Source organism: Aurantiacibacter luteus, assembly GCF_001010945.1.
In the GTDB taxonomy this organism is placed as follows: Bacteria; Pseudomonadota; Alphaproteobacteria; order Sphingomonadales; family Sphingomonadaceae; genus Alteraurantiacibacter; species Alteraurantiacibacter luteus.
This window is the reverse complement of record NZ_LBHB01000002.1, coordinates 236,014-260,411: the sequence shown is the minus strand read 5'-3', so window position 1 is coordinate 260,411 and position 24,398 is coordinate 236,014. Positions and strand designations below refer to the sequence as shown.

At 66.2% G+C, this 24,398-nt stretch carries 34 protein-coding genes; 14 read left to right on the top strand and 20 right to left on the bottom strand.

What is annotated here, in order from left to right; genetic code table 11:
• Positions 1 to 41: 41 nt before the first annotated feature.
• The 3 genes from AAW00_RS07675 to AAW00_RS07665 all read right to left on the bottom strand — a co-directional run bounded on the left by AAW00_RS07675 (position 42) and on the right by AAW00_RS07665 (position 1,319).
• Complete coding sequence (locus AAW00_RS07675; RefSeq protein ID WP_047003796.1) at positions 42 to 596, bottom strand: DUF924 family protein; 555 nt, start codon at positions 594 to 596, stop codon at positions 42 to 44.
• Between the two features lie 6 nt (positions 597 to 602).
• The gene (locus tag AAW00_RS07670) at positions 603 to 1,013 is read right to left on the bottom strand and encodes a hypothetical protein (RefSeq protein WP_047003795.1); all 411 of its coding nucleotides are present in this window, start codon (positions 1,011 to 1,013) and stop codon (positions 603 to 605) included.
• Positions 1,014 to 1,088: 75 nt separating this feature from the next.
• Positions 1,089 to 1,319 carry a zinc-finger domain-containing protein gene (locus tag AAW00_RS07665; protein WP_047003794.1) on the bottom strand — a complete coding sequence of 77 codons (231 nt, stop codon included), beginning with the start codon at positions 1,317 to 1,319 and terminating at the stop codon, positions 1,089 to 1,091.
• 56 nt (positions 1,320 to 1,375) lie between these two features.
• On the opposite strand from AAW00_RS07665, the gene AAW00_RS07660 reads away from it, so the two are divergent.
• On the top strand, positions 1,376 to 2,320 hold the full coding sequence (locus AAW00_RS07660) for an ABC transporter ATP-binding protein (RefSeq protein WP_047003793.1): 945 nt from the start codon (positions 1,376 to 1,378) through the stop codon (positions 2,318 to 2,320).
• Here AAW00_RS07660 and AAW00_RS07655 read toward each other — a convergent pair.
• From AAW00_RS07655 to AAW00_RS07640, 4 genes are all read right to left on the bottom strand, one after another.
• Entirely contained in the window at positions 2,233 to 3,162 is a 930-nt protein-coding gene (locus AAW00_RS07655; protein WP_241461669.1) for an ATP-grasp fold amidoligase family protein, read from the bottom strand. The two genes, AAW00_RS07660 and AAW00_RS07655, sit on opposite strands and share 88 nt — an antisense overlap.
• Entirely contained in the window at positions 3,162 to 3,749 is a 588-nt protein-coding gene (locus AAW00_RS15415) for a DUF1989 domain-containing protein (RefSeq protein ID WP_047003792.1), read from the bottom strand. Before AAW00_RS15415 ends, AAW00_RS07655 begins: the two co-directional genes overlap by 1 nt.
• Entirely contained in the window at positions 3,746 to 4,426 is a 681-nt protein-coding gene (gene gntA, locus AAW00_RS15410) for a guanitoxin biosynthesis heme-dependent pre-guanitoxin N-hydroxylase GntA (RefSeq protein WP_047003791.1), read from the bottom strand. The genes AAW00_RS15415 and gntA overlap by 4 nt, the downstream gene beginning before the upstream one ends.
• Positions 4,427 to 4,516: 90 nt before the next feature.
• Positions 4,517 to 5,533 carry a hypothetical protein gene (locus tag AAW00_RS07640; protein WP_047003790.1) on the bottom strand — a complete coding sequence of 339 codons (1,017 nt, stop codon included), beginning with the start codon at positions 5,531 to 5,533 and terminating at the stop codon, positions 4,517 to 4,519.
• A 41-nt stretch (positions 5,534 to 5,574) separates the two neighbouring features.
• Between AAW00_RS07640 and nadB the strand changes: the two genes are divergently transcribed.
• Together nadB and AAW00_RS07630 are read left to right on the top strand one after the other, a co-directional pair.
• A complete protein-coding gene (nadB, locus tag AAW00_RS07635; protein ID WP_047003789.1) occupies positions 5,575 to 7,161 on the top strand; it encodes an L-aspartate oxidase in 1,587 nt (528 codons plus the stop codon).
• 38 nt (positions 7,162 to 7,199) lie between these two features.
• On the top strand, positions 7,200 to 8,129 hold the full coding sequence (locus AAW00_RS07630; RefSeq protein WP_047003788.1) for a TraB/GumN family protein: 930 nt from the start codon (positions 7,200 to 7,202) through the stop codon (positions 8,127 to 8,129).
• Positions 8,130 to 8,165: 36 nt separating this feature from the next.
• Here AAW00_RS07630 and AAW00_RS07625 read toward each other — a convergent pair whose 3' ends face one another.
• Positions 8,166 to 8,426, bottom strand: coding sequence for a hypothetical protein (locus AAW00_RS07625; protein WP_052761834.1), 261 nt, complete (start codon positions 8,424 to 8,426; stop codon positions 8,166 to 8,168).
• Between the two features lie 583 nt (positions 8,427 to 9,009).
• Between AAW00_RS07625 and AAW00_RS07620 the strand changes: the two genes are divergently transcribed.
• Positions 9,010 to 11,052, top strand: a complete 2,043-nt coding sequence (locus tag AAW00_RS07620; protein ID WP_047003787.1) for a ribonucleoside-diphosphate reductase subunit alpha — start codon at positions 9,010 to 9,012, stop codon at positions 11,050 to 11,052.
• A gap of 621 nt (positions 11,053 to 11,673) precedes the next feature.
• On the opposite strand, the gene AAW00_RS07615 is transcribed toward AAW00_RS07620, so the two are convergent.
• A complete protein-coding gene (locus AAW00_RS07615) occupies positions 11,674 to 11,934 on the bottom strand; it encodes a DUF2171 domain-containing protein (protein ID WP_047003786.1) in 261 nt (86 codons plus the stop codon).
• 117 nt (positions 11,935 to 12,051) lie between these two features.
• Positions 12,052 to 12,909, bottom strand: coding sequence for an arylamine N-acetyltransferase family protein (locus tag AAW00_RS07610; RefSeq protein ID WP_047003785.1), 858 nt, complete (start codon positions 12,907 to 12,909; stop codon positions 12,052 to 12,054).
• Between the two features lie 130 nt (positions 12,910 to 13,039).
• Between AAW00_RS07610 and AAW00_RS07605 the strand changes: the two genes are divergently transcribed.
• Together AAW00_RS07605 and AAW00_RS07600 are read left to right on the top strand one after the other, a co-directional pair.
• Entirely contained in the window at positions 13,040 to 13,429 is a 390-nt protein-coding gene (locus AAW00_RS07605; protein ID WP_047003784.1) for a PepSY domain-containing protein, read from the top strand.
• 62 nt (positions 13,430 to 13,491) lie between these two features.
• Positions 13,492 to 13,794 carry a hypothetical protein gene (locus AAW00_RS07600; protein WP_047003783.1) on the top strand — a complete coding sequence of 101 codons (303 nt, stop codon included), beginning with the start codon at positions 13,492 to 13,494 and terminating at the stop codon, positions 13,792 to 13,794.
• A gap of 4 nt (positions 13,795 to 13,798) precedes the next feature.
• Here AAW00_RS07600 and AAW00_RS07595 read toward each other — a convergent pair whose 3' ends face one another.
• Positions 13,799 to 14,314 (bottom strand): hypothetical protein, encoded by a 516-nt coding sequence (locus tag AAW00_RS07595; RefSeq protein WP_047003782.1) that lies wholly within the window; start codon positions 14,312 to 14,314, stop codon positions 13,799 to 13,801.
• A 133-nt stretch (positions 14,315 to 14,447) separates the two neighbouring features.
• Positions 14,448 to 14,642, bottom strand: a complete 195-nt coding sequence (locus AAW00_RS07590; protein WP_047003781.1) for a hypothetical protein — start codon at positions 14,640 to 14,642, stop codon at positions 14,448 to 14,450.
• A 274-nt stretch (positions 14,643 to 14,916) separates the two neighbouring features.
• Here AAW00_RS07590 and AAW00_RS07585 point away from each other — a divergent pair, with 274 nt between their 5' ends.
• Positions 14,917 to 15,990, top strand: coding sequence for a ribonucleotide-diphosphate reductase subunit beta (locus AAW00_RS07585; RefSeq protein WP_047003780.1), 1,074 nt, complete (start codon positions 14,917 to 14,919; stop codon positions 15,988 to 15,990).
• Positions 15,991 to 16,019: 29 nt separating this feature from the next.
• Entirely contained in the window at positions 16,020 to 17,012 is a 993-nt protein-coding gene (locus tag AAW00_RS14965; RefSeq protein WP_156170008.1) for a hypothetical protein, read from the top strand.
• Between the two features lie 58 nt (positions 17,013 to 17,070).
• Here AAW00_RS14965 and AAW00_RS07580 read toward each other — a convergent pair whose 3' ends face one another.
• On the bottom strand, positions 17,071 to 17,472 hold the full coding sequence (locus AAW00_RS07580) for an endonuclease domain-containing protein (protein WP_047003779.1): 402 nt from the start codon (positions 17,470 to 17,472) through the stop codon (positions 17,071 to 17,073).
• A gap of 192 nt (positions 17,473 to 17,664) precedes the next feature.
• Between AAW00_RS07580 and AAW00_RS07575 the strand changes: the two genes are divergently transcribed.
• The 3 genes from AAW00_RS07575 to AAW00_RS07565 all read left to right on the top strand — a co-directional run bounded on the left by AAW00_RS07575 (position 17,665) and on the right by AAW00_RS07565 (position 19,137).
• Positions 17,665 to 18,498, top strand: coding sequence for a hypothetical protein (locus AAW00_RS07575; protein WP_047003778.1), 834 nt, complete (start codon positions 17,665 to 17,667; stop codon positions 18,496 to 18,498).
• Positions 18,498 to 18,782: a DUF1294 domain-containing protein gene (locus AAW00_RS07570; protein ID WP_047003777.1), complete on the top strand. Its 285-nt coding sequence runs from the start codon at positions 18,498 to 18,500 to the stop codon at positions 18,780 to 18,782. The genes AAW00_RS07575 and AAW00_RS07570 overlap by 1 nt, the downstream gene beginning before the upstream one ends.
• An 82-nt stretch (positions 18,783 to 18,864) precedes the next feature.
• On the top strand, positions 18,865 to 19,137 hold the full coding sequence (locus AAW00_RS07565; RefSeq protein WP_047003776.1) for an excalibur calcium-binding domain-containing protein: 273 nt from the start codon (positions 18,865 to 18,867) through the stop codon (positions 19,135 to 19,137).
• Positions 19,138 to 19,357: 220 nt separating this feature from the next.
• Here the strand turns inward: AAW00_RS07565 and AAW00_RS07560 are convergent, their stop codons facing one another.
• Positions 19,358 to 19,984, bottom strand: coding sequence for a hypothetical protein (locus AAW00_RS07560; protein WP_047004490.1), 627 nt, complete (start codon positions 19,982 to 19,984; stop codon positions 19,358 to 19,360).
• A gap of 238 nt (positions 19,985 to 20,222) precedes the next feature.
• Here AAW00_RS07560 and AAW00_RS07555 point away from each other — a divergent pair, with 238 nt between their 5' ends.
• A complete protein-coding gene (locus AAW00_RS07555; protein ID WP_047003775.1) occupies positions 20,223 to 20,507 on the top strand; it encodes a hypothetical protein in 285 nt (94 codons plus the stop codon).
• A 21-nt stretch (positions 20,508 to 20,528) separates the two neighbouring features.
• Here AAW00_RS07555 and AAW00_RS07550 read toward each other — a convergent pair whose 3' ends face one another.
• From AAW00_RS07550 to AAW00_RS14960, 6 genes are all read right to left on the bottom strand, one after another.
• Entirely contained in the window at positions 20,529 to 20,951 is a 423-nt protein-coding gene (locus AAW00_RS07550) for a DUF4870 family protein (RefSeq protein ID WP_047003774.1), read from the bottom strand.
• A gap of 68 nt (positions 20,952 to 21,019) precedes the next feature.
• Positions 21,020 to 21,160 (bottom strand): hypothetical protein, encoded by a 141-nt coding sequence (locus AAW00_RS15235; protein ID WP_169747305.1) that lies wholly within the window; start codon positions 21,158 to 21,160, stop codon positions 21,020 to 21,022.
• A 49-nt stretch (positions 21,161 to 21,209) separates the two neighbouring features.
• Positions 21,210 to 21,575 (bottom strand): thermonuclease family protein, encoded by a 366-nt coding sequence (locus tag AAW00_RS07545; protein ID WP_047003773.1) that lies wholly within the window; start codon positions 21,573 to 21,575, stop codon positions 21,210 to 21,212.
• A gap of 201 nt (positions 21,576 to 21,776) precedes the next feature.
• Positions 21,777 to 22,553, bottom strand: a complete 777-nt coding sequence (gene ppk2 / locus AAW00_RS07540) for a polyphosphate kinase 2 (RefSeq protein ID WP_047003772.1) — start codon at positions 22,551 to 22,553, stop codon at positions 21,777 to 21,779.
• Between the two features lie 49 nt (positions 22,554 to 22,602).
• Entirely contained in the window at positions 22,603 to 22,782 is a 180-nt protein-coding gene (locus AAW00_RS07535) for a hypothetical protein (RefSeq protein WP_047003771.1), read from the bottom strand.
• Positions 22,783 to 22,806: 24 nt separating this feature from the next.
• Entirely contained in the window at positions 22,807 to 23,085 is a 279-nt protein-coding gene (locus AAW00_RS14960) for a hypothetical protein (protein ID WP_156170007.1), read from the bottom strand.
• A 52-nt stretch (positions 23,086 to 23,137) separates the two neighbouring features.
• On the opposite strand from AAW00_RS14960, the gene argB reads away from it, so the two are divergent.
• Together argB and AAW00_RS07525 are read left to right on the top strand one after the other, a co-directional pair.
• Entirely contained in the window at positions 23,138 to 24,061 is a 924-nt protein-coding gene (argB, locus tag AAW00_RS07530) for an acetylglutamate kinase (protein WP_047003770.1), read from the top strand.
• Between the two features lie 90 nt (positions 24,062 to 24,151).
• A complete protein-coding gene (locus tag AAW00_RS07525) occupies positions 24,152 to 24,397 on the top strand; it encodes a YggT family protein (protein WP_047003769.1) in 246 nt (81 codons plus the stop codon).
• Position 24,398 lies beyond the last annotated feature (1 nt).

Below are 24,398 nucleotides of genomic sequence, written 5' to 3'. Positions count from 1 at the left end.
CCCGGCTTGAATTTATCGGGCGGCGGGGAGGCGCACGTCGTCTACCAGGCGAACCCCGCCGCCACCGCCCGCTTCTCGGCAGCACTGCTCGTGCGCCCGAGCACCGCGTTGCGATGCGGGAAGCGGCCGAAGCGGGCGATCATGCGGTGATGGCTGCGCGCGAAGGCAAGGTTCGCGCCGCCGTTGATGCGCACGAACAGTGCCAGCGACAGGCGCTGGTCGGCGATGTCCTCGCTATGCATCAGCGGCATGACGAGGAACGCCTGCTGCCGCCGCTCCAGCCGATGCAGGTACCCCCGGTCCAGCGCGCCGTGGCAGATCACCCGGGCGAGCGGGTCGGTGGCGTAGGCGCGGGGATCGTCGCGAAACAGGTTGCGCGGCACCTGGTCGAACAGCAGCACGGCGGCGAGCGCCGACCGCGGGTCCGCGAGGAAGCTGTCGGGAGGGCAGGTCTGCAACGCGTGCCACTCCGCGGAAAAGCGACGCTCCAGCATGGCATCGACGCGGGCAGAGCCGCCCCACCAGTCGGCAGGGCGGAGGCGGTGGAACCAGACATGCAGCAGTTCGGCGGCCCAGCGCCTCGGCGCCAGGCTCACGCGGTGTCAGCCTTCCGAAACGCGGCGGTAAGGGACGAAATCGTCGAGGAACAGCACGCCGCTGAACATGCCCGAGCTGCGGTCGATGGTGCGCATGGCATCGTGGCGGCACAGGTTGGAGCCGAAGCGGTCGATGATCGGTACGTCCCACGCGCCGAGGTTCTGCGGGTTGCGTGCGCGGGCGACCCACATCGTGTCGCCTTGGCGATAGGCGAGGCCCACGTTCTCGACCACGCGCAGACGGTTGGTGTTGGGGGTATAGATGCAGGCCTCGGGCTGGCCCGCGACCTCCCAGCCCTCGGTCAATTCGGCAAAGGCTTCTTGCGAACGCTGCATCTGGCGCTCGCTCTGCGCGGCGGCAGGGGCGGCGAGGGCAAGCGCGGCGGCGGCGGTGATGGCGGCGACGAACGGCTTCATCGTGATTCTCCTATGCCTGACGAATGGCATATTACCACTGAACGCAGGCTGACCGCAAAGGCTCCGTCAAGGGCGTCAGCGTGCGGCGGAACCGTCGTCCGCAGGGCCGCCCGCCAGCACGAAGTGGCGGTCGCAGTAGCCGCAGTCGACATAGCCTTTCTCGTCGATCTCCATCCACACGCGCGGATGGCCCAGGCTTGCCGGCAGGTAATTCTCGCCGCCGCGGATATCGCCGGCGCCGTCGCACCAGACGCGGGTGGTGGTGACGATGGAGGTTTCAGGGGCTTCGTGCGGCGCGGGTGTCATGGACGCTGCCTCTATCGCTTTACGCGAAGGGCGAAAAGCCCCTAAGGGCTGCGGCCATGAGCGATGCCGCCATCGAGATCCGCGACCTTCAGAAGACCTACGCCGGGACGAAGAAGGCGCCGCCCAAGCACGCACTGAAGGGCGTCAGCTTCGACGTGCCGCAGGGCGAGGTGTTCGGCCTGCTCGGTCCCAATGGGGCGGGCAAGTCCACTTTGATCAACATCATGGCGGGCCTCGTCAACAAGACCGGCGGCACTGTGAAGATCTGGGGTCACGACATCGACCGCGACCACCGCAATGCAAAGCTCTCCATCGGCATCGTCCCGCAGGAAATCGTGTTCGATCCCTTCTTCACCCCGTTCGAGGTGCTGGAGAATCAGGGCGGCATGTACGGCATCGCCAAGCACCTCAGGCGCAGCGAGAAGCTGCTCGAGGCGGTGCGGCTGGCCGACAAGCGCGATGCCTATGCCCGCACGCTGTCGGGCGGGATGAAGCGGCGGCTGCTGATCGCCAAGGCGATGGTCCATGCGCCGCCGATCCTCGTGCTGGACGAGCCGACCGCGGGCGTCGACGTCGAACTGCGGCGGCAGCTGTGGGAACTGGTGCAGGAACTCAACGCCGACGGCGTGACCGTGGTGCTGACCACGCACTACCTCGAGGAAGCCGAGGAGCTGTGCGAACGCATCGCCATCATCAACCACGGCGAGTTGATCGCCAACAAGCCCACGCGTGAGCTGGTGGGCATGATGGGCGAGAAGATCGTGCGCCTCGCCGTCGACAAGGATCTCGCCGGCCCGATCATGGAGCCCGCCTTCCTGCGCGCCGAGGTGACCGAGCCGCGCGTGCTCGAGGTCACCTATGACAAGTCCGTCACCAGCGCCGGGCAGGTCATGGCGCTGGTACAGGGCCACGGCTATGCCATCGAGGACGTCACCACGCGCGAGGCGGACCTCGAGGACGTGTTCGTCCAGCTGACCGCGCCCGCAGAGGGTAGCGGCTGACGCGCCTCTGCCCACAGGCGGCCCAGTTCACGGTCGATCCAGTCGGCGGCGAACGGATCGAGCCCGGAGCCGGGATAGAGACAGAATTCGCCGAACAGCGGGCGGCCCGCCACCTCGTAGAAATCGACGCGCAGGAAATCCCACCCCGCCGCCAGTTCCTCGGCCGCCGCGAGCATGGCGCCCAGCGATCGCGGCGGCGGCGGCCTGTCCGCCTGCGGTACCAGCTGGCGATAATCGCGATCGTGGAGAACCCAGCGATGCCGGCGGCCGCGCCCCAGGTGCACCTGCACGTGAGTCGCCTGCCCGCCGAAAACGTAGATCTTGTAGTCGCGCGGCAGGCCGCCGTCCTCGCCGGGAAGCAGCGGCTCGGCGATGAGACCGCGCGGGACGCCGGCATAGCCCCACTCGTCGAGCCACCCGCCATAGGGTGCGCGCGTCCACTGCTGCGTCAGCGCCTGCAATCCGCGCCACTCCCGCGCGTCCGGCAAATCGCGCAGCACGCGGTACTGGTTGCACCCGTGCCGGGCCTTGAGGATGGCGGGCGCAGCGAAAGGCGGCGCATCGGGCAGTTGCGGGCCGCTCCACAAGGTGGGCACGGTCCAGTCTGGCCCCAACCGGCGGCCGGCCATGGCTTTGCTCGCCAGCTTGTCCATCAGCACCGTTTGCAGCGGGTCGCGCTCGTTGAGCTTGCGCCATTGCACCCAGTCGGTGAAGCGGCGGGGATGGCCGAGATCGGGCAGCCGATGCTGGCACGCCGCGTAGCACAGCATCACCCTTATCGTCGCCAGCCAGTCCCCCGGCGCGGCGACCAGTGCCTCCATTTCGGCAAGCAGCTCGAGCATCAGCCGACTCGGTAGTGGATCGGCTTGAAACTGCCGCCGTTGGAAGCGTAGGCCGAACAGGCGGTAAGGCCGATGACGAGGTCCATCTCGGCGCGCAGCACCAGCCGGTCGCCGGGCTTGCTGAGCGGCGGCAGCACGCTCACCTTGCCCGTATTCGCGTCGACCGGCACGTTCATGAAGACGTTAAAGGCGCAGGGGATCATGTCGGGCTCCACCCCCCACGGCGCCAGTGCCTCCGCCAAGTTGCCGAAGCAGCCCCGATGGACAGGGTGCTCCGGATAGAAATGGCGGAAGGTCGCCTCGCTGCACGGGGTCAGCAGGAAATCGTGGCTGCCCACGTCATCCTCGACAATGGTCAGCATCGGGTTCGAGCGGTTCGACCACAGGCGGTTTCCGGCGGTTAGCCGTACGGTCTCCTCGTAATCGAAGGTACGCCCGTTGGAGATCGCCTCGCGCACGTCAGCGCGTGCATAGGCCAGCAGGTCGGCCACCTGCGTCCCTTGCGGGTCGATCACGGCCAGCAGCTCTCCCGCCGCCAGTTCGAAGGCGGTGCCGCTGCGGGGCGGAATTTCCACGATGCCGCTCAAGCGCGCTTGTCCCGGAACGGACAGGTCCAGTCCTCGTCCACCGCGCGTCCCGAATATTGGCGTGCCTCGCTCGTCTCGCCGTGGCGCGCGAGCATCGGGTTGACGCTGCCGGCTAGCGCCACATCGCGCTGCAGGATGGCCTCGCGCATCCGCTCGTACCGGCCTTCGTCGCGCAGGCGGACGAACTGGTCGTGCAGGTTGAAGACCATGGCCGGCCTCGCGAACCGGCGGGCCGGGCGGCTGGCCTGCGGATGCAGCCCGACGACGAAGAAGGCCTGGCCGCCGAAGCTGAGCGAGAACTTGGGGTTGTCCGCGTCTGCGCTCACCCGCTTGTCGTAGCGCTGGCCGCGCCAGACGTCCTTGTCGGCAAGCGATTGCAGCCGCTCCCACAGCGCCGCCTCGAACGCCCGTTCGTCGAGATCGGCTGGTCCATCGAACAGGACCGCAAGGCTCCGCAGCCCCTCGGCATCGTCGCGGTAGCGCCAGGCCCATTCGAGCAAGGCGCCGTGGATCGCCACGTCGTTCCAGGCGCTGGTGATGTCGCGCGCGCGAACGATCTCGAGCCTTCCCGTCGCCGCTGCGGACTTCGCGCCGACGCAGGGAAAGGCTGGGTCGGCGACGGCATCAAGAAAGGATTGGGCGGGACCGTGGTCGGTCATGGTCGCATCGGAAGGCATGGGCCCCTAACGCTGCAAGGGCAAAGCGGGTCCGCAAGCAATTCGGTTTCAGCCGTTTGCGTGCGACCTCGCTCGGCGACCGCTGGCCCTTCAGTCCGCCCCCTCGGCCCGCCAGTAAGGTCCAGTGGCGTAGAGTTTCAGCCGCCACGGCGCATCGTCGCGGTAGATGACGGCTTCGTCGGTGCGGATCATCCGGCCATCGGGAGCGTCGTCGATGTAGGCGAGCTGCGCGGTCAGTCCGGCGAAGTTTTCCAGCAGGCAGTCGGCGGCGATCTCCACCAGTGGCGCGTCCGGATGGCGCAGGTCCACGAAGACGGGGGTGTCGCCGGGCGCTCGGGCCGCGAGCCATGGGCGCACCTCGTCTTCCAGCCCGGCCACGTCGCCGCGCTCGACCAGCGCCTTGAGCGACTTTTCGCGCTCCTTCCAGCCGTGGAGGGCCAGCGGCCGGCGTTGGTGAGGCGTGGGCGCGTCCTCGCGGCTGATCAGCCGCAGGTGCCCGCCGCCCGCGCCCACGGCACTGGCCAACGGCACGACAAAGGCTTCCTCGCGCAGCTGCCGTTTGTCGATGGCCTCGCGGTCCGGCTTTGGGGGAAAGCTGAGGAAGGTCCAGGTCTCGGCATCGCTCTCGATGAACCACAGGTTCGGCAGTCCCCAGATGTAGACCGAGACATGATCGGGCAGCAGCGCCTCCAGCGCCGGCAGGGCATCGGCCATGCGGATGATCACGCCGGTATCCTGCGTGTCGTAGCCGAAGGTCAATTCGTCATCGCCTTCGGCCACCAGCCAGAGCATCTCGGCCACCTGCTCGGCACGACGGGCGCGGTCGCTCTCGGCCTCGCCCGGCAGCGGAGGATAGCGGCGGTAATCGGGATGGCGGTACTGCTCGACGACAGCCGCAGGCGGCGAGGCCTCCCACACGATATCGTTCGCGCCCGTCACCAGCCATGGCGGCGTCCAGATGCCGAAGGGCGCCGCGCGGTGCGGTATATCCAGTTTGCGCAGGGCGGGGATCACATCGCCGCGAATGTCCGGCCCGATGGACGTTCGCGGCGAATGGCGCGCGGCGTCGCGCCGGGCTTCCAGCTCTCGTCTGCGCTCGGAGTCCATGCCCCCTTGCACACCGCAACGCACGCGTGTTCAAGCGAAACATGACCGCGACCCACCACGACGTCCTCATCATCGGCTCCGGCGCCGCCGGGCTGACCGCCGCGCTCTCGCTCGCCACGAAGCTGAAAGTGCTGGTGCTGGCCAAGGGCGACCTCACCAGCGGCTCGACCGCCTGGGCGCAGGGCGGCATCGCCGCCGTGCTCGACGCGGGCGACACGTTCGAGGACCACGTGCGCGACACGATGATTGCGGGCGCGGGGCTGAACGACGAGGAGGTTGTGCGCTTCGTCATCGAGCGTGCGCCCGCCGCCATCGACCGGCTATGCGAACTGGGCGTGCCCTTCAACAGGGAGAGCGGCGACCTCCATCTCACCCGCGAGGGCGGGCATTCGCACCGCCGCATCGTCCACGTCGACGATGCCACCGGCTGGGCGGTGCAGGCCGCGCTGCTGAAGGCGGCGGAGGAGAACCCCAACATCACCCTGCTGCCGGGCCAGAGCTGCGTCGACCTCGTCACCGGCCGCAACGAGGAGCGCTACTCGGGCTCGGGCCGGGTCTGGGGCGCCTATGCGCTGGACGAGGCGAGCGGCAAGGTGCGCCTCCATACCGCGCGCGCCACGGTGATGGCCGCGGGCGGGGCGGGGCGCGTCTACCAGTTCTCCACCAGCCCGCGCGGCGCGACCGGCGACGGGATCGCCATGGCCTGGCGGGCGGGGGCGCGGGTCTCCAACATGGAGATGATGCAGTTCCACCCGACCTGCCTCTACAATCTCGAGGTCAAGAACTTCCTCATCACCGAGGCCGTGCGCGGCGAGGGCGGGCATCTGATCAATCCGCGCACCGGCGAGCGGTTCATGAGCCAGTACGACCCCGAGCGCATGGAACTCGCCCCGCGCGACGTGGTGGCCCGCGCCAACGACGACCAGATCAAGCGCTTCGGCCTCGACTACGTCCACCTCGACATCAGCCACCAGCCGCCCGAGTTCGTGAAGGGCCACTTCCCGACCATCCATGAAAAGCTGCTGGGCCTCGGCATCGACATGACGAGGCAGCCGATCCCGGTGGTGCCCGCGCAGCACTATACCTGCGGCGGGGTGATGATCGACCTTGCCGGGCGCACCGACCTGCCGGGCCTCTATGCGGCGGGCGAATGCACCGAAAGCGGGCTTCACGGCGCGAACCGGCTGGCCAGCAACTCGCTGCTCGAATGCTTCGTTTTCGGCGAGGCGGCGGCGCAGGACATCCTCGCCCGCTGGGACAGCTTCGATGCGCCCCCCGCCATCCGCGAATGGGACGAAAGCCGCGTCACCGATTCGGACGAGGAGGTGGTCATCAAGCAGAACTGGACCGAGATCCGGCGCATGATGTGGAACTACGTCGGCATCGTGCGGACCACCAAGCGTCTGGAGCGCGCCAAGCACCGCATCGACCTGCTGGCGAGCGAGATCGCCGACTATTACGGCCATTTCCGCGTGACGACCGACCTCATCGAGCTGCGCAACCTGCACCAGTGCGCCGGGCTGATCGTGGAAAGCGCTCTCAAGCGGCACGAGAGCCGCGGCCTGCATTTCACGCTCGATTACCCCGAAACCGACGCGGTGCCGGTGGATACCGTGCTGGTTCCCTAAACGCGCGGTTCAGCCGGGCACGGGCAGGGGCGTCGGCCATGAACCGTATCCCGGCCGCCCTCGCTATCCTTCTCGCCGTTTTGTCCGCTCCCGTCGCGGCGCAGGACCGCGATGCCGGGACCGAGGCCATCATCGTCAGCGCGCAGCGGTCGGGCGCGCCGATGTGGACGATCGATACCCCGCGCGGCGCGGTGATCCTGGTGGGCGAAATCGCTGCCGTTCCCGAATCGACGCCCTGGCAGCCCGAGCGCCTGGAAGAGGCGACGCGCGAGGCGGACCGGGTGATCCTCGGCCTGAAGCCCAATGTCTCGCCCGGCGACATCCTGCGGCTGGTCTTTGCCGGGGGCAGCATCACCCGCCTGCCGGGCGATCACGTGGCCGCCGATTATCTCGATGCCGCCGGGCAGGCGCGGCTGGCGGCGCTCGAGGATGCCTACGACCAGGACTATTCACGCAAGAGCCTGCTGCTCACCTCGTTCGACCTGCTGTCGCGCCGCCTGCGGTTCAACCGCGACACCACCCGCGACGCTTCAGACGTCGTGCGCCGGGCTGCGCGGCGGGCGGACGTGGCCGCGACGCCGGTGGGCACGGTGCGCGGGGAAGACATGCTCGACAGCCTAGCGGCGGCCGATCCGCGCTCGCATCTCGGCTGCCTCGACGCTGCGATGACCGCGACCGAGATCGGCCCCCGCCTGGTCGAGCAACGAGGCGCGGACTGGCGCGCCTTTGACGTGCCGGCGGTCATGACCAACCCGCTCGAGATCGCGCTCGGGCGGTGCTGGCCCTGGGCCGACGAAGCGCTTGGCCCGGCGCTGCGCACCCAATGGTTCGAGGCGATCGAGGCCGCCGCGCGCGCCGACGGGGTGACGTTGGCCGTGGTGCCGCTGCGACTGCTGGCCCAGGACGAAGGCGTGCTGGACCGGCTGGCGGAGCGCGGCTTCGATCCGGCAGGCCCCGCCTGGCGCTGAAGCCCCGTCCTCAGTCGCCGTCCTCAGTCGCCGTCCTCAGTCGCCCATCATCAGGATGAAGATGAAGGCGAGAAAGGTGCCGGCCAGGAACAACATCCAGCTCCAGTAGAAGCCGAAATCCACGCCGTACTCGGGAAAGACCACGTCGACCGGGAAGATGTGCAGCATCCCGCCGGTCGCCCCGCCCGATCCCATGAACAGGGCGACGAGGACGGTGAGGAAGGCCCCGAAGGGCAGCGACTTGGCGAAAGCGATCATGGTGCCCGTGTCATAGCAGCGCATGGTTTCCCGAATCATAACGCGCGGCCATGCTCGCTGCGGCCCGCCCGGGATGCTACCGGCGAAAGCAATTTGCGCAGCCGGATTCTATTGATTCGCGCGAGATCGCGATCGTGTCGCGCAGCCCAGGCCGCGCGGCTTTTTTTCCGCAGTTTGATTTTGACCCTTGCGCGGCTCGCGGGCCGTGGGATTCCCGCGCGTCGCGGCGTGTTGTCGGGGCCGCACACCGGCCCCGCGGCGGCGCTGGCGCGGTAAACGGCGCTTAACCCTCTTGCGCGCGAGTCCCGCCTGATTCACTATTGGTTGTGGTCGCACACCCGGGGGGACCCACTAGACCTAGTTTCTCGCCTGCCCGGTACCATCTGGGTAGATGCGGGCGGGAGCGGGCTCGAGGCGGGTCGGGGTGTGGACAGGCCTGTGGATCGTCGGCGGGACGGGCGGGGGATAAAAATATCCCCTCATAACCCTCCCGCGCCGGTCGAGAATCGTTGGGCGAGGGCGTAGGCAGGCGATGCCGCGCTGCTCGAACAGATGTGGAACACGAGACCGGGAGCGGGCATTGTCGTCCAGCCCCGGCGAAACGAGGACGGGGATTGGGGCGATGGAATTTCGAAGCGGAGATGACGCGGCGATGGGTATGAACAGCGGCGATGACGCCACGGTGACTGGCCCGGCTCCCCACCTTGCGCCTACCGGCACGAACACGAAGACGAAGGCAGTGAGCATGGACAGGAAAGACGCTGGAACCGACGAGCTGGTGGCCGAGGCCACGGCAGGCGCGCTGGCCGAGGCGGCAAAGGCCGTCGCCAGCGCGGCGACGGTCGATGCGAGCGATTCGAAGACCATCATGGCGCGCCGCTTCACCATCGAAACCGATACCTCGCGCGATGCCCTGCTCACCGACTTCGGCAAGGAAACGCTGAAGGATCGCTACCTGCTGCCGGGCGAGGTCTACCAGGACCTGTTCGCGCGCGTGGCCGATGCCTACGCCGACGACCAAGACCACGCCCAGCGCCTCTACGACTACATCTCGAAGCTGTGGTTCATGCCCGCGACCCCGGTGCTGTCGAACGGCGGCACCACGCGCGGCCTGCCGATCTCGTGCTATCTCAACTCGGTTTCCGACAGCCTCGACGGCATCGTCGGCACCTGGAACGAGAACGTCTGGCTCGCCAGCAAGGGCGGCGGCATCGGCACCTACTGGGGCAACGTGCGCGGCATCGGCGAGCCGGTGGGCCTGAACGGCAAGACCAGCGGCATTATCCCCTTCGTGCGGGTCATGGACAGCCTGACGTTGGCCATCAGCCAGGGTAGCCTGCGCCGCGGCAGCGCCGCCTGCTACATCGACATCCACCACCCGGAGATCGAGGAGTTCCTCGAAATCCGCAAACCTTCGGGCGACTTCAACCGCAAGGCGCTGAACCTGCACCACGGCGTGCTCGTCACTGATGCCTTCATGGAAGCCGTGCGCGCCGGCGAGGATTTCGAACTCAAGAGCCCCAAGGACGGCTCCGTGCGCGGCAAGGTCAACGCCCGCAGCCTGTTCCAGAAGCTGGTAGAGACGCGGCTGGCCACGGGCGAGCCCTACATCGTCTTTGCCGACACGGTGAACCGCATGATGCCCAAGCATCACCGCGATCTCGGCCTCAAGGTCTCGACCTCGAACCTGTGCAGCGAGATTACCCTGCCGACCGGCATCGACCACCTCGGCAACGATCGCACGGCGGTGTGCTGCCTGTCCTCGCTCAACCTCGAAACCTGGGAAGAGTGGAACGGCGACAAGCGTTTCATCGAGGACGTGATGCGCTTTCTCGACAACGTGCTGCAGGACTACATCGACCGCGCCCCGCCGGAAATGGCGCGCGCCAAATACTCGGCCAGCCGCGAGCGTTCGGTCGGCATGGGCGTCATGGGCTTCCACTCCTTCCTGCAGGCCAAGGGCATCGGCTTCGAAAGCCCCATGGCCAAGGTGTGGAACCTCAAGATGTTCAAGCACATCAGCGCCAAGGCGGACGAGGCGAGCATGCTGCTGGCCGAGGAGCGCGGACCCTGCCCCGACGCGGCCGACATGGGCGCGATGGAGCGGTTCAGCTGCAAGATGGCGATCGCCCCGACCGCCTCGATCAGCATCATCTGCGGCGGCACCAGCGCCTGCATCGAGCCGATCCCGGCCAACATCTACACCCACAAGACGCTCTCGGGCAGCTTCGTGGTGAAGAACCCGTACCTGGAAAAGATCCTCGACGCGAAGAGCAAGAACTCGACCGCGGTGTGGAACTCGATCCTGGAGAAGGGCGGCAGCGTCCAGCACCTCGACTTCCTGACGCCGGAGGAAAAGGCCGCCTACAAGACCAGCTTCGAGATCGACCAGCGCTGGCTGCTCGAATTCGCCGCCGACCGCGCGCCCTTCATCGACCAGGCGCAGAGCCTCAACCTTTTCATCCCCGCCGATGTCGACAAGTGGGACCTCGCCATGCTGCACTTCCAGGCGTGGGAGAAGGGCATCAAGTCGCTCTACTACCTGCGGTCCAAGAGCGTGCAGCGCGCGGGGTTCGCCGGCGGCGTGGAGGCCGACAACACGGCCGAGGCGGCGAAGTACGAACTGCCGACGACGGACTACGACGAGTGTCTGGCTTGTCAGTAGGCAACAAATTGCAGAGTTTCCGTCTCATCCGGGCGGAAAAGATGAGGCCCGGACCAGTTTGCGCTGGATCCGGGCCTCGTGACGTCAACCTCGGAGGTCGACTGCCAATGCAAGCTCACATTGCTTCGGCTCTGTGCGCCAGTCAAGCTCTCTGAGATTCTTGGAGAGTGCAATATGTTTTCGATACCACATAAATTTCAAGGATTTAGCGGCCGCTGGTACCAGTTCGGGATGAACCACTTGCCGACTGCAGCAAATGATTGTTGCGGGGTCTATCTTTTCAGCAGGATACGTCCGGACGGGTTTTATGATGTCCTTTATATCGGTCGTGCTTCGAGGCTACGTGATCGACTAACGATCCGTCACGAGAAATTTAACCCCGCGCTGAAGCAGGGGATGACCACGCTTGGTCAATTGGCCTGTGCAAATGATCAAGAAGCCGACAGCATAGAGCGAGATCTTATCTTGGCTCATCAGCCACCCTTAAACTTAACCCATAAAATCTGTTAAGGATATAAAGAGCGAGGTGTAAAATTACACCTCGCTCTTTTACTGTAGATTTACTTAATTCTATTATAGCAGCTCTTAAGCGGCTGCGTAGGATCAGGTGATCGCCGAAACTTACTCCTCTTCCTCGAAGGTCTGCGCGTTCGCGCCGGTGGTGCTGAGGCGCACCTTGTCGCCTTCGACGCCGGCGACGAGGCCCAGCGAGATGAAATGGTGGTGGCCTTCGTGCTCGCCATGGCCGCCTTCGACCTGCGCGCTCGAGTCCTTCTTCGTCAGCTTGATGCGGTCGCCCTCGATGCCGTCGACGGTGCCGACGTGCACGCCATCGGCGCCGATGACTTCCATGTGTTCCTTGATCTGGTCGTGGTGGGACATGCGAATTTCTCCTCTGTTGGTTTCGCTTGTCCCCTCAACGCACGAAAGCCGGAACGGTTCGTAGCGAAGCGGGCCGGGGAGGCAGGGCGCGCCGCGCCCGCGCCGGTCGGAGCCGTCCTAGTCCGCCCCGGCCCAGAGCGGCAGGCGGTCGAGCGTTTCGACCGGCAGATCGACGCCGATCTCGCGCGCGAGCAGGTCGCGGTATTCGGCCACGTCCGCCACCTCGCGCCGCTCGACCGGGTGCCCGGCGCGGTAGCGGCTGAACTGCCTTTCCAGCAGGCTGACGAAGCCATCGGGCAGCACACGGCTGGCGACGTGGCAGTTGACGTGCCGCGCGCTCGGGTGGGTGCTGGCGAAATGGCTGCCCATCACAAGATCGGCGGGTGCGGTGTCGGCAAGTTCGAAGGCGTATTGCTGTTCCCACGCGGCATGGTCGCGCCCGCGCCCGTCGCTGGTCTCGGGCGGGCCCATGCGTTCGAGCAGCCATTCGCCCGGCAGCGTGCCGGGTGCGCCGATTTGGGTGAGCCGATGGCGCGCGCCGTCGCCGCTCGTCGCCTCGGCCCCGTCTGCCAGCGGCAAGGGCGGGCAGTAGGTGCCGCCGAAACCGCCGTCGGCGATCATCCGCTGGCCATCGGGCAGGGTGACGAGAAGCAGGCAATGGGTGAGCGGGGGAAGCGCGGGCGGATCGCCGAACGTGACGCGCGCCAGCAGCACACGATTCGCCATGCCCATCGCAGCCAGCATGTCGGAAAGCAGCCGGTTGTGCTCGAAGCAGAAGCCCCCGCGCCGCTGCGTGACGAGCTTGTCGAACACGGCCTGCGATTCGGTGGGGATGGCCTGGCGCAGGCGAACGTCGATATTCTCGAACGGGATCGCCTGCCGGTGCGCCGCCTGCACGGCAAGCAGACCTGCGGCGTCGAGCTCGGACGGGCGGGCGATCCCGATGCGATTGAGATAGGCGTCGAGCCGGGTCATCGACTCGAGAATTGGCGCATCGCGCGCCCGTGTTCAATGTCATTTGCAACAACTTGCGACTTGCATCGCGGAGGCTTCGGGCTAGGCGTTTATCGCGAATGATTTGCAACAGCATTTAGGGGTTCGATCAATGCGCAAATGGCATCGCTGGCTGTCCGTTTTCTTCGCCGTCGTCCTCCTGTTCGTCGCGGTCACGGGCCTGCTGCACTACGTCGCCGTATGGTGGCCGTCCGCCCCGCCGAGCGCCGAGGCCCTGGCCGCACAGACGCCGCCGGCGGATTTCGTCTGCCCGGAGGGCTGGCGCTGCACTCCGCCGCGAGCCGAAGACGGCCTGCGCTCGAGCCTCGGTCTCATCCACCACCTGCACAGCGGCGAGGAAGGCGGCCTGTGGGGCGCAATCGTGGTGATGCTGTCCGGCCTCGCCCTGGTGTTCTTCTCGGTTTCCGGCCTGTGGATGTACGTCGCCATGTGGCGCAACCGCCGCGCCAAAGGCCTCAAGGGCGGCGCCTTCTGGCGCTAGCCGAGGCGAAATCGACCCCTGCGGTCAGACAATCTTTACCATCGCCGGCCTAGGACGTGCGCATGGGTAGCAAGGCCAGAAATCGTTTTCCGACGCACCACGGCTACGGCGAGCTCGGTCTGTCGCGCTTTTTTGCGCTGTATCTGGCGCAGGCGGCGTGGCTGGGATTGGGTGCCTATCTCTACATGCACGCCTACTGGCCCTCGACCTGCACGCCTGCCAACCTCATCGAGATCTACGGCTGTTCGATGCGCCTGCCCGAGAACGGCGGCTGGCGCGAGGCATCGCTGCTGACCTGGCTGTGGGCGACGCCGATCCTGGTCGCGCTCGAAGTGTCGCGCCGCATGGGCAAGGACGCGCCCTGACCGCCTACTCCGACGCTTCGTCACCCGGCTTGGGGCGAGTGACATCGGGCGCATCGGCCATTTCCTCGCCGTCCTCGGCACCGTAACCCAAGCCCTGTGAGCCGTCGGCGTTGCGGGCCTTGCCATCGGGGTTGTCCTCCGGCTTGCCGCGAGCATCGCCGCCCGCCGCGCCGTCATTCGATCCGGCCTGTTCGCGCTTCATGGCCTCTGTCGCCTCGTCCTGGTGCATGGTCTGCGGTGTGTTGACCTCGTACTGGTCGTAGACGGGGCGGGGCGAACCGGCGTCGCGGTCGTCGGCGAGCGGGCCTTCTCCCGCCTGCACCGGTTCGGGACCGGGGGTGAGATCCTCGCCGCGCTGTTCGGGACCCTGCGACGACTGGTCCTGAGATTGGCCCTGCGTCTGCACGCCGCGTTGCTGCCTCTGCTCCATGACCTCTCCGACATAGCCGAGCGGCGCGGGCTGCTGGTCGCGCAACGGAACCTGGCGCGCGGCGATAAATTCATCGTCGAAAACGGACATCGCACATCTCTCCCATGCGCTTGATTTGCATGGCAAAGAAAACTTGCGAACGCTCGCCGGTTCCCGCGCCTTGGACGGCAATTCGACGGGGCGAGGCGCGCTTGCGCCGATCGCACCCGTCGATGGCGGGCAATCAGTCCTTACCGGCTTCCTTTGCCCGGTCGCCGTAGCCGACGGCGGGCTGCTCGTCCTCGGTCAGCTTCTCCTTGCGCTTCAACGCCTCGTCGCGCGCAGCATCTTCCTTCGCGCCCGTGGCAACGAGGCCGGCGGCATCGGGCTTGGCCGAGTGGGTGACGGCGCGGGAATCTTCGGGTTCGTATTCGCCCATGACGAGGCTCCTTCAAATACAGAGGGGTACTGCCTCATCGAACGCGCGCCGCGCCCGCCCTGTTCCGCGAAAGATCGTTCCACGAAAGCCACGCCTGTCCACGCGCTTATCCCCACGCAATCGGAAAGCTTGTCTCCAAAAGCGCGCCATGATTCACTATATGAGTCGTTCGCATTCAAACCGGGGGACCACAAGATGTGGTTGCCCGTAGCCCGCAAGACCCACTAGACTTCCCGCCCGAACACCACGCCCAGTACCAAACGAGGAACCTCGAATGTCCCTTCTCGAAGCCCGCAAGACCTACAAGCCGTTCGAATATCCGTGGGCCTACGAGTTCTGGAAGCGCCAGCAGCAGGTGCACTGGATGCCCGAGGAAGTGCCGCTGGGCGAGGATTGCCGCGACTGGGCGCAGAACCTGACCGAGCACGAGCGCAACCTGCTGACGCAGATCTTCCGCTTCTTCACCCAGGCCGACGTCGAGGTGCAGGACTGCTACCACGAGAAATACGGCCGCGTGTTCAAGCCGACCGAGGTCAAGATGATGCTGGCCGCGTTCAGCAACATGGAAACGGTCCACATCGCCGCCTACTCGCACCTGCTCGACACCATCGGCATGCCCGAAAGCGAATACGGCATGTTCCTGGAATACCAGGAGATGAAGGACAAGCACGACTACCTGCAGGACTTCGGCGTCGACACCGACGAGGACATCGCCCGCACGCTCGCCATGTTTGGCGGCTTTACCGAGGGGCTGCAGCTGTTCGCCAGCTTCGCCATGCTGATGAACTTCCCGCGCTTCAACAAGATGAAGGGCATGGGCCAGATCGTCAGCTGGTCGGTGCGCGACGAGAGCCTGCACTGCGAGGGCATCACCCGCCTGTTCCACGCCTTCTGCCAGGAGCGCGGCTGCCTCACCAAGTCGGTGAAGGAAGACATCATGGACATGTGCCAGAAGACCGTGCGGCTGGAGGATGCCTTCATCGACCTCGCCTTCGAGATGGGCCCGGTGCCCGGCATGACGGCGAAGGAGATCAAGAAGTACATCCGCTACATCGCCGACTGGCGCCTGGGCCAGCTCGGCCTGCCCTCGATCTACATGGTCGAGGACCACCCCCTGCCCTGGCTCGCCCCGCTGCTGAACGGCGTGGAGCACGCCAACTTCTTCGAAACCCGCGCCACCGAGTATTCCAAGGCCGCGACGAAGGGCAACTGGAACGACGTCTGGTCGAGCTTCGACTCGCGCCAGAAGGCCAAGGCCGTGGCGGCGAACGAGGCGGGTGAGGACGAGGGGCCGGATATGTTTGGCGACACCTCCGGTGCTGGTGCGCGGGGTGTGGCGGCGGAGTAAAGCTACTCCGATTCATGGAGGCGAATTGAATGGCCAAGAGCGTAGTGGCGGTGGGGCCTCCCAAGGAGGCTGCGTTGTACTTCGATGAAGTATTGCCTATGGACTTTTCGACCTCTTTATACGCTCAATTTTACTCTGGAGATAAAAACGAAATATTTGATCCATCTTTGCACCTACCGATTGACAATATGGATGAATTGGTCGAGGTGCTTCGATCCCTTTTGCCGAATCACGATGATGCGCTGGATTACTATTGGCGGCAATGGCGCACGGCTAATTGGTTGTTAACTTCAATTTCAATTTCTAAACTTGGTGCTACCGACAGCGATAGATTGGCAAGCAAATTCACTGATGGGCAATTGGATGACCTCCTTGCACCGGGTGGGATAACCTACAAGCAGCTTCGCACTTTAATCGATCAAGGCGAATTTGACCCGCGAAAGTATTCAGATGCACAAGCCGATCTTATTGGAAAAATTGTCGAAGATGCAGGGTTCGAAACCGCACCAATTTGGGATCAAGCTCTGAGCTTCAAGCCGGCTTCCAAAAGCGATGATGTAAACGATATCGATTATGCACTAACATTAAAAAATCTGAAGCTCGTGGATCCTCGTGCCGTGAGTTGGGAACAGCTTGTTGAGTTTCGCAAAGACGAAGATTCGCGACACGCCTTGCGCAAGTTCAGGCTATCGTTCTCCGAGAATTTCGGAGGGCAATCCCAGGCCGAGATTGAGGATCGTCTACTCTCTGATTTGTATGAGCATGAGAAAGCAGCCAATTCATGGGGGCTTGAATTCGCTGATCGATCTTTTTCTTTATTATCAACAAAAGAAGGCATCGCTTCTACGGCAATTGGAGGAGCGTTGGGATTCGCGGTTGGCGGACCAATACCATTGGCGATAGGGGGCCTGTTATTACTAGGGAGTCAGATCGGCATTGAATTTGTGAAAATGAAAAGAGAGACGAAGATGAACGCAACAAAAAGCCCATTTACATATTTGTCGAAAATGAAAAACCTATGAAGTGACGCCTTTCGCGTCTTTTAAAAATTCTGGCAATCAAATTCTTTGCTCTTGTTATCTAATCGTTATTTCCGCTTTGAACTTCCGCTTCCGGGAGGGGTAAGGGGTGACTCTGCAACCGCTCCACCTCTGCGCGGATCGTGGCGACCACGCCCTCCGTATTCCCCAGCACATCGGCGTTGGTGAAGCGCAGCACGGTGTAGCCCTCGCCCCGCATCCACGCATCGCGCCGCGCGTCGGCTTCGGGGGTGCGGTCGTGGCTGATGCCGTCGCATTCGATCACCAGTTTCAGGCTGCGGCAGAGGAAGTCGGCGTAGAACGGGCCGAGCGGCATCTGGCGGCTGAACTTCGCGCCTTGCTGGCTGCGGGCAAGGTGTTGCCAGAGCAGGCGCTCGGCCGGGGTGGCGGTGTTGCGGAGGCTGCGGGCGCGGGGGGTGTTGCGGGGTTTGAATTCAGGCATTGTGCTGAGTTCATGCCCACCCCTAACCCCTCCCGCAAGCGGGAGGGGGATTCGGCCGCGCTATTGCTCTCCCCTCCCGCTTGCGGGAGGGGCCGGGGGTGGGCCTGCAATCTCTCGGGTTTCGCCGAGTTTTGCCGCCACGTTCCCACCAACCCCTTCCCCCAACCACCCCCCTGGCCTCACCTCTCCTTCATGAAACCCCACCCCCTCCCCGCCGCCTGCGCCCTCTTGCTCGGCCTCGCGGCCTCGCCAGCCTCCGCCTGCTCGGTCGTGTCGACCTACCGCGTGCCGACCAATCTCGAGCTGGTGGAGCAGGCGGATGTCATCGTGCTCGGGCGGGTGGACGGGCAGCGGGTGACGGGGGAGCAGCCGTGGGACGTCGCCCTCATCGTCGAGCCGATCGAGGCGCTGCAGGGCGAGCTGCCGGAAAGCCCATTGCTGCTGGCGGAGATGACGATCGCCGCAGATGATTTCGTCACCCTCAGCAATCCCTACGAGGTGCAGCACGCCCATCCCGAGGCCGGCAGCGGCAGTTGCACCCGCTACACCTTTCCGGCGGGCAGCACGGTCCTGTTCTTCCTCGAGCGCGAGGGCGACGGATTGCGTCCGCTCGGCGCGCCCTTCGCCCGCTCGTCCGAGGACGTGCTGACGTCCGATGCACCCTGGCTGCGGCTGGTGCGCTTCTACGCCGAGGTCGTCGCCGCGCCCGAGGGCGAGCGCGATGCCATGCTCCGGGCCGAGGAAGCCCGCTACGCCGCGCTCGCCAACGATCCCGTCGCGCGCCTGATGGCCGCCGACATAGCCCGCCAGCGCGCAGGGCCGAACCGCCCCTTGCACGAGATGATGGAGGACGATCTCTTGTCAGCCGAGGTGGGCGCCTCTGCCGATGCCATGGCGAACGCCCAAGCCGCAACCGAGGTCGGCTGCGCGGTGGCGGTGATGGAGGGCGAGGACGGCCAGTCGCTCGCCGGCACGACCGAGCTCGACTCGTGCGTGAACGCGGACGAGCTCGAACCCCGCCGCTGATGCGCCTGCCCGAACTCCTCGCCTATTACCTCATCGCCATCAACCTCGTCGCCTTCTGCGCTTTCGGCATCGACAAGGCGCTGGCCGAGAATGGCCGGCGGCGGGTGAGCGAGGGGCGGCTGCTCGGCTGGGCGCTGATCGGCGGCACGCCGGGCGCCTATGCCGGGCGCCGCCTGTTCCGGCACAAGACCCGCAAGCAGCCCTTCTCGAGCCGGCTCCACCGCATCGCCGTGGTGCAGGGCCTGTTGCTGGCCTTCGCCGTGGTCTTCTGGTTTCCGGCCTGAGCAACTCGCGCTCGCCCCCGCATCCGGCCCTCATCCCGCTGTTTACCGCTGCGAAAGTCTCTTCGCGCTACGCCTGCGATCGATGGCGCGTTATCGAAATTCCGGGTCGCTAGGCCTCACCGAGATCGCGGTCTACGCCGCCATGGCCGTTGGCGGCACCTGGTGGCTGGCAGACCGGGTGGAGGTCGCCATGCTGTCGCCCGAAGAGCGCCACGCCATCGAGACCAGCGTCACCTTTGCAGGGTGCAACGAGGTGCGCGCGCTCGGTCGCGATCCGATCTACGCCGGAGAGCCGGGCTACGGCCCGCACATGGACGGCGATGGCGACGGCGTGGCCTGCGAGCCGAGGCCCTGAGCGCAGCGAGCGACCTTTCGCGCTTTCCTACAGCCTGGCCCCCGGTGCAGCGGGGTGCGTGTTCAGCCCGAGCGATCCTTCCGGCGGTTTTCGCGCTCCACACGCGCAAGTGTCAACTTCGCCAGGGCGCGAAAACCGCGCAATTCCGGGATTTCTCGCAAGGCGGCTGCTTGACACTGTCAACTTCGCGGGCGCCCCGCGAATCGACGCGCGCAGGCGCTCACCAGCCCCACGGGGCGGGGGGCGGGAGCACCGGGCGCGCCGCGTCGAATTCCACGCGGAACAGCCTGCCATCAGGCGCGGGGCGGGAGAGCTGGTAGGCGAAGCGCGCGCCCGGCGTGCCCGCCGCGTCCACCTCCACTCGCCAGACGTTGGTGACGGAGACGGCCCGCTCCTCGCGCAGGAACAGCGCCACGCTCTCGCCGTCGACCGGGAAATCCTGCGCCCGCGACGTGCCCGGCGCGGCGGTGTCGCCGCCGTACATGGTCAGCACGTCCGCCGATCCGTCGGCATGGCGGTGATCGTGCTTCAGCCTGAGGCCCGCAGGCGTGCGGGTGAAAATCCAGGTGCGGCTGCGGTCCCACGCGCCGTCCGCTTGCGCCACGTGGAAGGGCACCTCGATCCGCGTGTCGGAACAGGTGCGCACGTGCATCGCCATCGGCCGGCCCGCCATGTCGGCATCCGCCGCCTGCGTGCTGACGAGCGCGCCCTCGTAGGCATGCCCGCAATGGCTGGACAGCGCCTGCCAGAAGACCTCCTGCGGCGGCGCGAGGGCGGGTGCGGTGGTGGCGCATCCGGCAAGCGCGGCGGGCAGAAGGGCGGCGAGGAGGCGGGGCAGGGCGGGCATCGCGCCGGTCTGCACGCGCCGTGAGCCTCCCGCAAGCGTGGCGGCTCGTGCGCGGCACGACCAATCCCGGCACGGCGGACAGTGTCGTTCCGCCCGTGGTCGCGGACACGGAAGGCCGCACAGGCGCAAGGCGAGCGTCTCCGAGGAGATCTTCGACTAGCGGGTCTCGCCCCGGCGAAGGAACGCGGCTGCGCCCTGGTCGTTAACTGTCCGACCCAAGATAACGAAGGACACGATCATGGCAGACCCCGCACCCTCCGGCTCGAAAACCAAGTGGCTGTGGCTGCTGGTGGTGATCCTGCTCGGGGTGCTGCTGGTGTTCGTCCTGGTCAGCCCGTCGGGAGACCGCGATGGCGACGTGGACGATCCGATCGCCGTGCCGGCCGGTGGCCAGCCGACCGCCGACACCGCGCTGGAGGACGTCGCCGAAGGAGACAGCCTGAGCGAGGCGAGCAATGCGGACCCGGTCGAACCTTCGGACCTGCCCCCCGCACCTGCGGTCGATCCGCTGCCGAGCGAGTGATCTTTTCGCCGGGGCGCTAATTCAGATCCACAGGGTCTGCGGATCGGGCATGGGCTGCCGGTTGCTCGCCCTGACCAGCGAGACGACCGAGCGGACGAGCCCCCAGATGCCTATGGCGATGGCGGGCAGGGCGCCCAGCAGTAGCATTCCGGAGGAATTGCTCGCCACTCCGCCAACAAGCAGCAGCACGATCAGGCCCATTGCCGCCAGGCCGATCCAGAACGTGCGGATGAGATAGGTGAAGTGCGTGCGCTCCCAGTCCTGCGTGCCCGCATCGCCGCGCCAGACGTAGGCCAGAACCACGCCGATCAGGCTCGTCACGCTGATGGCAACGCTCGCGACGAACAACAGCGCCACGATCATGGCGCGGCTCAGCGTGATGCCCGTGGTGTTGCCGGGCGCGGGGCCGGGGTCGCGGTTCTGCCCGGTTGCGCTGTCGTCCATCGCCTAGCCTCCCTGTCGCGGTCAGGGAGACTAGGCGGATGACGCACGCCTTGGCAAATCCCTGCTGATCAGTGGCTTTTCTTGCCGCCCTTCTTGCCCAGTTCCGCCTGCGCGGCGCTGGACTTGCGGGGATTCTTCTCGCCTTCCTTCGCGGCCTTGGCATTTGCCCGCTGCGCCGCCTCGCTGCCTTTTCCCTTCTTCTCGGCCATCGTTTGTCTCCGTGTCGCCCCGTCCGCACAGGTCAACGCGTGGAGCACCTCAAGTGCCCGCGCACCAGTCGATTTCGCCCCAATCGGCCCAGCCCCCGCCATGTGCCAGCCCGGCAGCGAGCATGTGGTCGGCGAGCAGATCGCTGCCGCGCCGCGCCGCGCGCAGTTCGCGGCCGTACTTGTCGCGCTCCGGGTCCGCACCGCCGTCCAGCTCGAAGGGGCCGGCATTGAGCCAGCGCAGCAGTTCCTCCCTCGCCTCCACCGCCTTCACACGCTCCGCCGGGCAGGCACCCTCGATCTCCGGTGTGTCGAATCCCGTCAGACGCACGCGCCGTTCGCCGATGCGCAGCGTGTCGCCGTCGACGACGCAGACGGCGGAGCGCTCGATGGCGCAAATGGTGGCAGGCGCGGCCATCGGGCTCCACTCGCCGGGATGCGGCCACAGGTACGTCGCCAGGGCCGCTGCGACGATGAGCGCGACCGCCAGACGCGCACGCCATCTTCGCCAAGCCGCATGGCGGCGTTTCCGGCGCTGCCATTTCGCGTCGAAACGGGGCGCCGGACGGCTGGAGACGAGCTTCAGCGGTGACTTTCGATAAGGTTTGCGCGGCACGTGTCAGACGTCGGGCAGAGGAAACGGCGCGATCGGTTGCAGCACGCCGAAATCTTCTGCCAGCGGAGCGTGGCCGAGCGCGGGCCAGTCGAGCGGTTCGTCGGGCACGGCGGTATCGGGCAGGCGGTCCAGCAGGTCGCGGATCAGCGTGAGGCGCCCGTGCTTCTGGTCGTTGAAATCCACCACTGTCCACGGGGCGTGGGGCGTGTGCGTGGCGGCGAACATGGCCTCCCGCGCCGCGGTATACTCGGCGAACTTCGTGCGGCTGGCAACGTCGATGGGCGAGAGCTTCCAGCGCTTCAGCGGATCGGAAAGCCGCTCGGCAAAGCGTTCCTCCTGGTGCTGCTGGTCGGCGCTGAGCCAGTACTTGAACAGGCGGATGCCGTCGTCCACCAGCATTTTCTCGAATACCGGCACCTGTTCGAAAAAGGCCGCGACCTGGCTTTCGGACGCAAAGCCCATCACCCGCTCCACTCCTGCGCGGTTGTACCAGCTGCGGTCGAACAGCACGATCTCGCCCGCGGCGGGCAGGTGCTGGACATAGCGCTGGAAATACCACTGCGTGCGTTCGGCCTCGGTCGGCTTGGCGAGCGCCACCACGCGGCACTGGCGCGGATTGAGCGGGGCGGACAATGCGTTGATCGTGCCGCCCTTGCCCGCGGTGTCGCGCCCCTCGAGCAGCACGCACACGCGCTCCCCCGTCGCCTTGGCCCAGCGCGCCATCGCCACGAGTTCGAGCTCCAGCGGAGCCATCAGCTTTTCGTAGGTCTTGCCCTTCATTGCCCACCAGGATGCCGCAGATGCGCGGCGATTGCCAGCGAGCAGAGAGCTAGGCGTCGTCCTCGCCGCGACGCACCTGCAGCCGCGGGTTGGCGCGGCGATCGGTGCCGCTGCGCCGGTCGCCGGTCTGCCGCCGGTCGGGCCCCTCGAAGGGCATCTGCGCCTGCCGGCGCTCGCCCTTGCGGCGCTCGCCGTGCCCCCGCTCGGCGGATCGATCGTCGTCGGTCATCGCGGTCTCAGCCTCGTGCGTCTCTTAGCGGGCGTATTGGCGCGGCGTGGTCCGTCGATCTTCGCCATTGCGACGCTCGCCCTCGCGCCGATCCGGGTGGGCGATATTTGCCTGTCCCACGCGCCGGTCGGCCAAGCGCCGCCCGCCGTGGTCTTTTTCGTGCAGATCGTTACCTTCGGCCATGTCGAAAACCCCCATCATATGCCTCAAGGTAAAGGCCCATTTACGATAGTTATCGCTATCAATAGTTGCTATCGGGTTAAGCCTTGGGCCAAGTCCTTGGAACTGCACGCAGAGCGCCACGGCGGGCGGAAAAGCTGGCAAGCGGGCCGCGCACGCCTTATGCGATGGCACCATGATCCGGTCCGACGATCCCCGAATGCTCGCCAAGGCGGAAACGCTGATCGATGCGCTGCCCTATCTCCAGCGGTACGCGGGGCGCAGCTTCGTGGTGAAATACGGCGGCCACGCCATGGGCGATCCGGAACTGGCGCAGGACTTTGCCGAGGACGTGGTGCTGCTGAAGGCGGTCGGCATCAATCCCGTGGTGGTCCACGGCGGCGGGCCGCAGATCGGCGCGATGCTGAAGAACATGGGGGTCGAAAGCACCTTCGTCGACGGCCTGCGCGTGACCGACAAGCAGACCGCCGAGGTCGCCGAGATGGTGCTGTCGGGAGCGATCAACAAGGAACTGGTCGGCTGGATCGCCCGGGCCGGGGGCAATGCCATCGGAATTTCCGGCAAGGACGGGCGGCTCGTGCGCGCGCAGAAGGTCACCCGCACGCGCAAGGATCCCGACAGCCAGATCGAGCAGGTCGTCGACCTCGGCTTCGTGGGCGAGCCGGTGGCGGTCGACACCAGCGTGATCGAGACGGTGAGCGCAGCGGGCATGATCCCGGTGATCGCCCCCATCGCCGCTGACGGAGAGGGTCACACCTACAACATCAACGCCGACACCATGGCGGGCGCCCTGGCCGCGGCGCTGGGCGCGGCGCGGCTGTTCCTGCTGACCGACGTGGCGGGCGTGCTGGACAAGGACGGCAACCTGCTGACCGACCTCAGCCCCGCCGACATCGCCGCCCTGCGCGCGGACGGCACGATCAGCGGCGGCATGATCCCCAAGCTGCAGACCTGCGTCGACGCGGTCGAGGCGGGATGCGAGGCGGCGGTTGTGCTCGACGGCCGGGTGCCGCACGCGATGCTGCTGGAATTCTTCACCAGCCGGGGCGCCGGCACGCTCGTGAGCACCGGTGGCGGCGCTGGGGCCCACGCCGGCTGACACGCGGCTTGAGCGGGAGGCGCTGGCCGCCTAGATAGCTGCCGGGACCTTTGGAGATCGTCGTTGACCGCCCTTATCGCCATACTCGGCATGATCGTGCAGGCGATCGTGTTCCTCGTGATCATCCAGTTCGTGATCGGCCTGCTGTTCGCCTTCAACGTCGTCAGCCCGCGCAACGATTTCCTGCAGCAGGTCTACAACTCGATCAACGCGCTGCTCGAGCCGCTGCTGCGGCCGATCCGCAACTTGCTGCCACGCACGGGCGCGATCGACTTCTCGCCGCTGGTGCTGATCCTGGTGCTGAACGCGCTGATCATCATCCTGTCGAGCTTGTGAA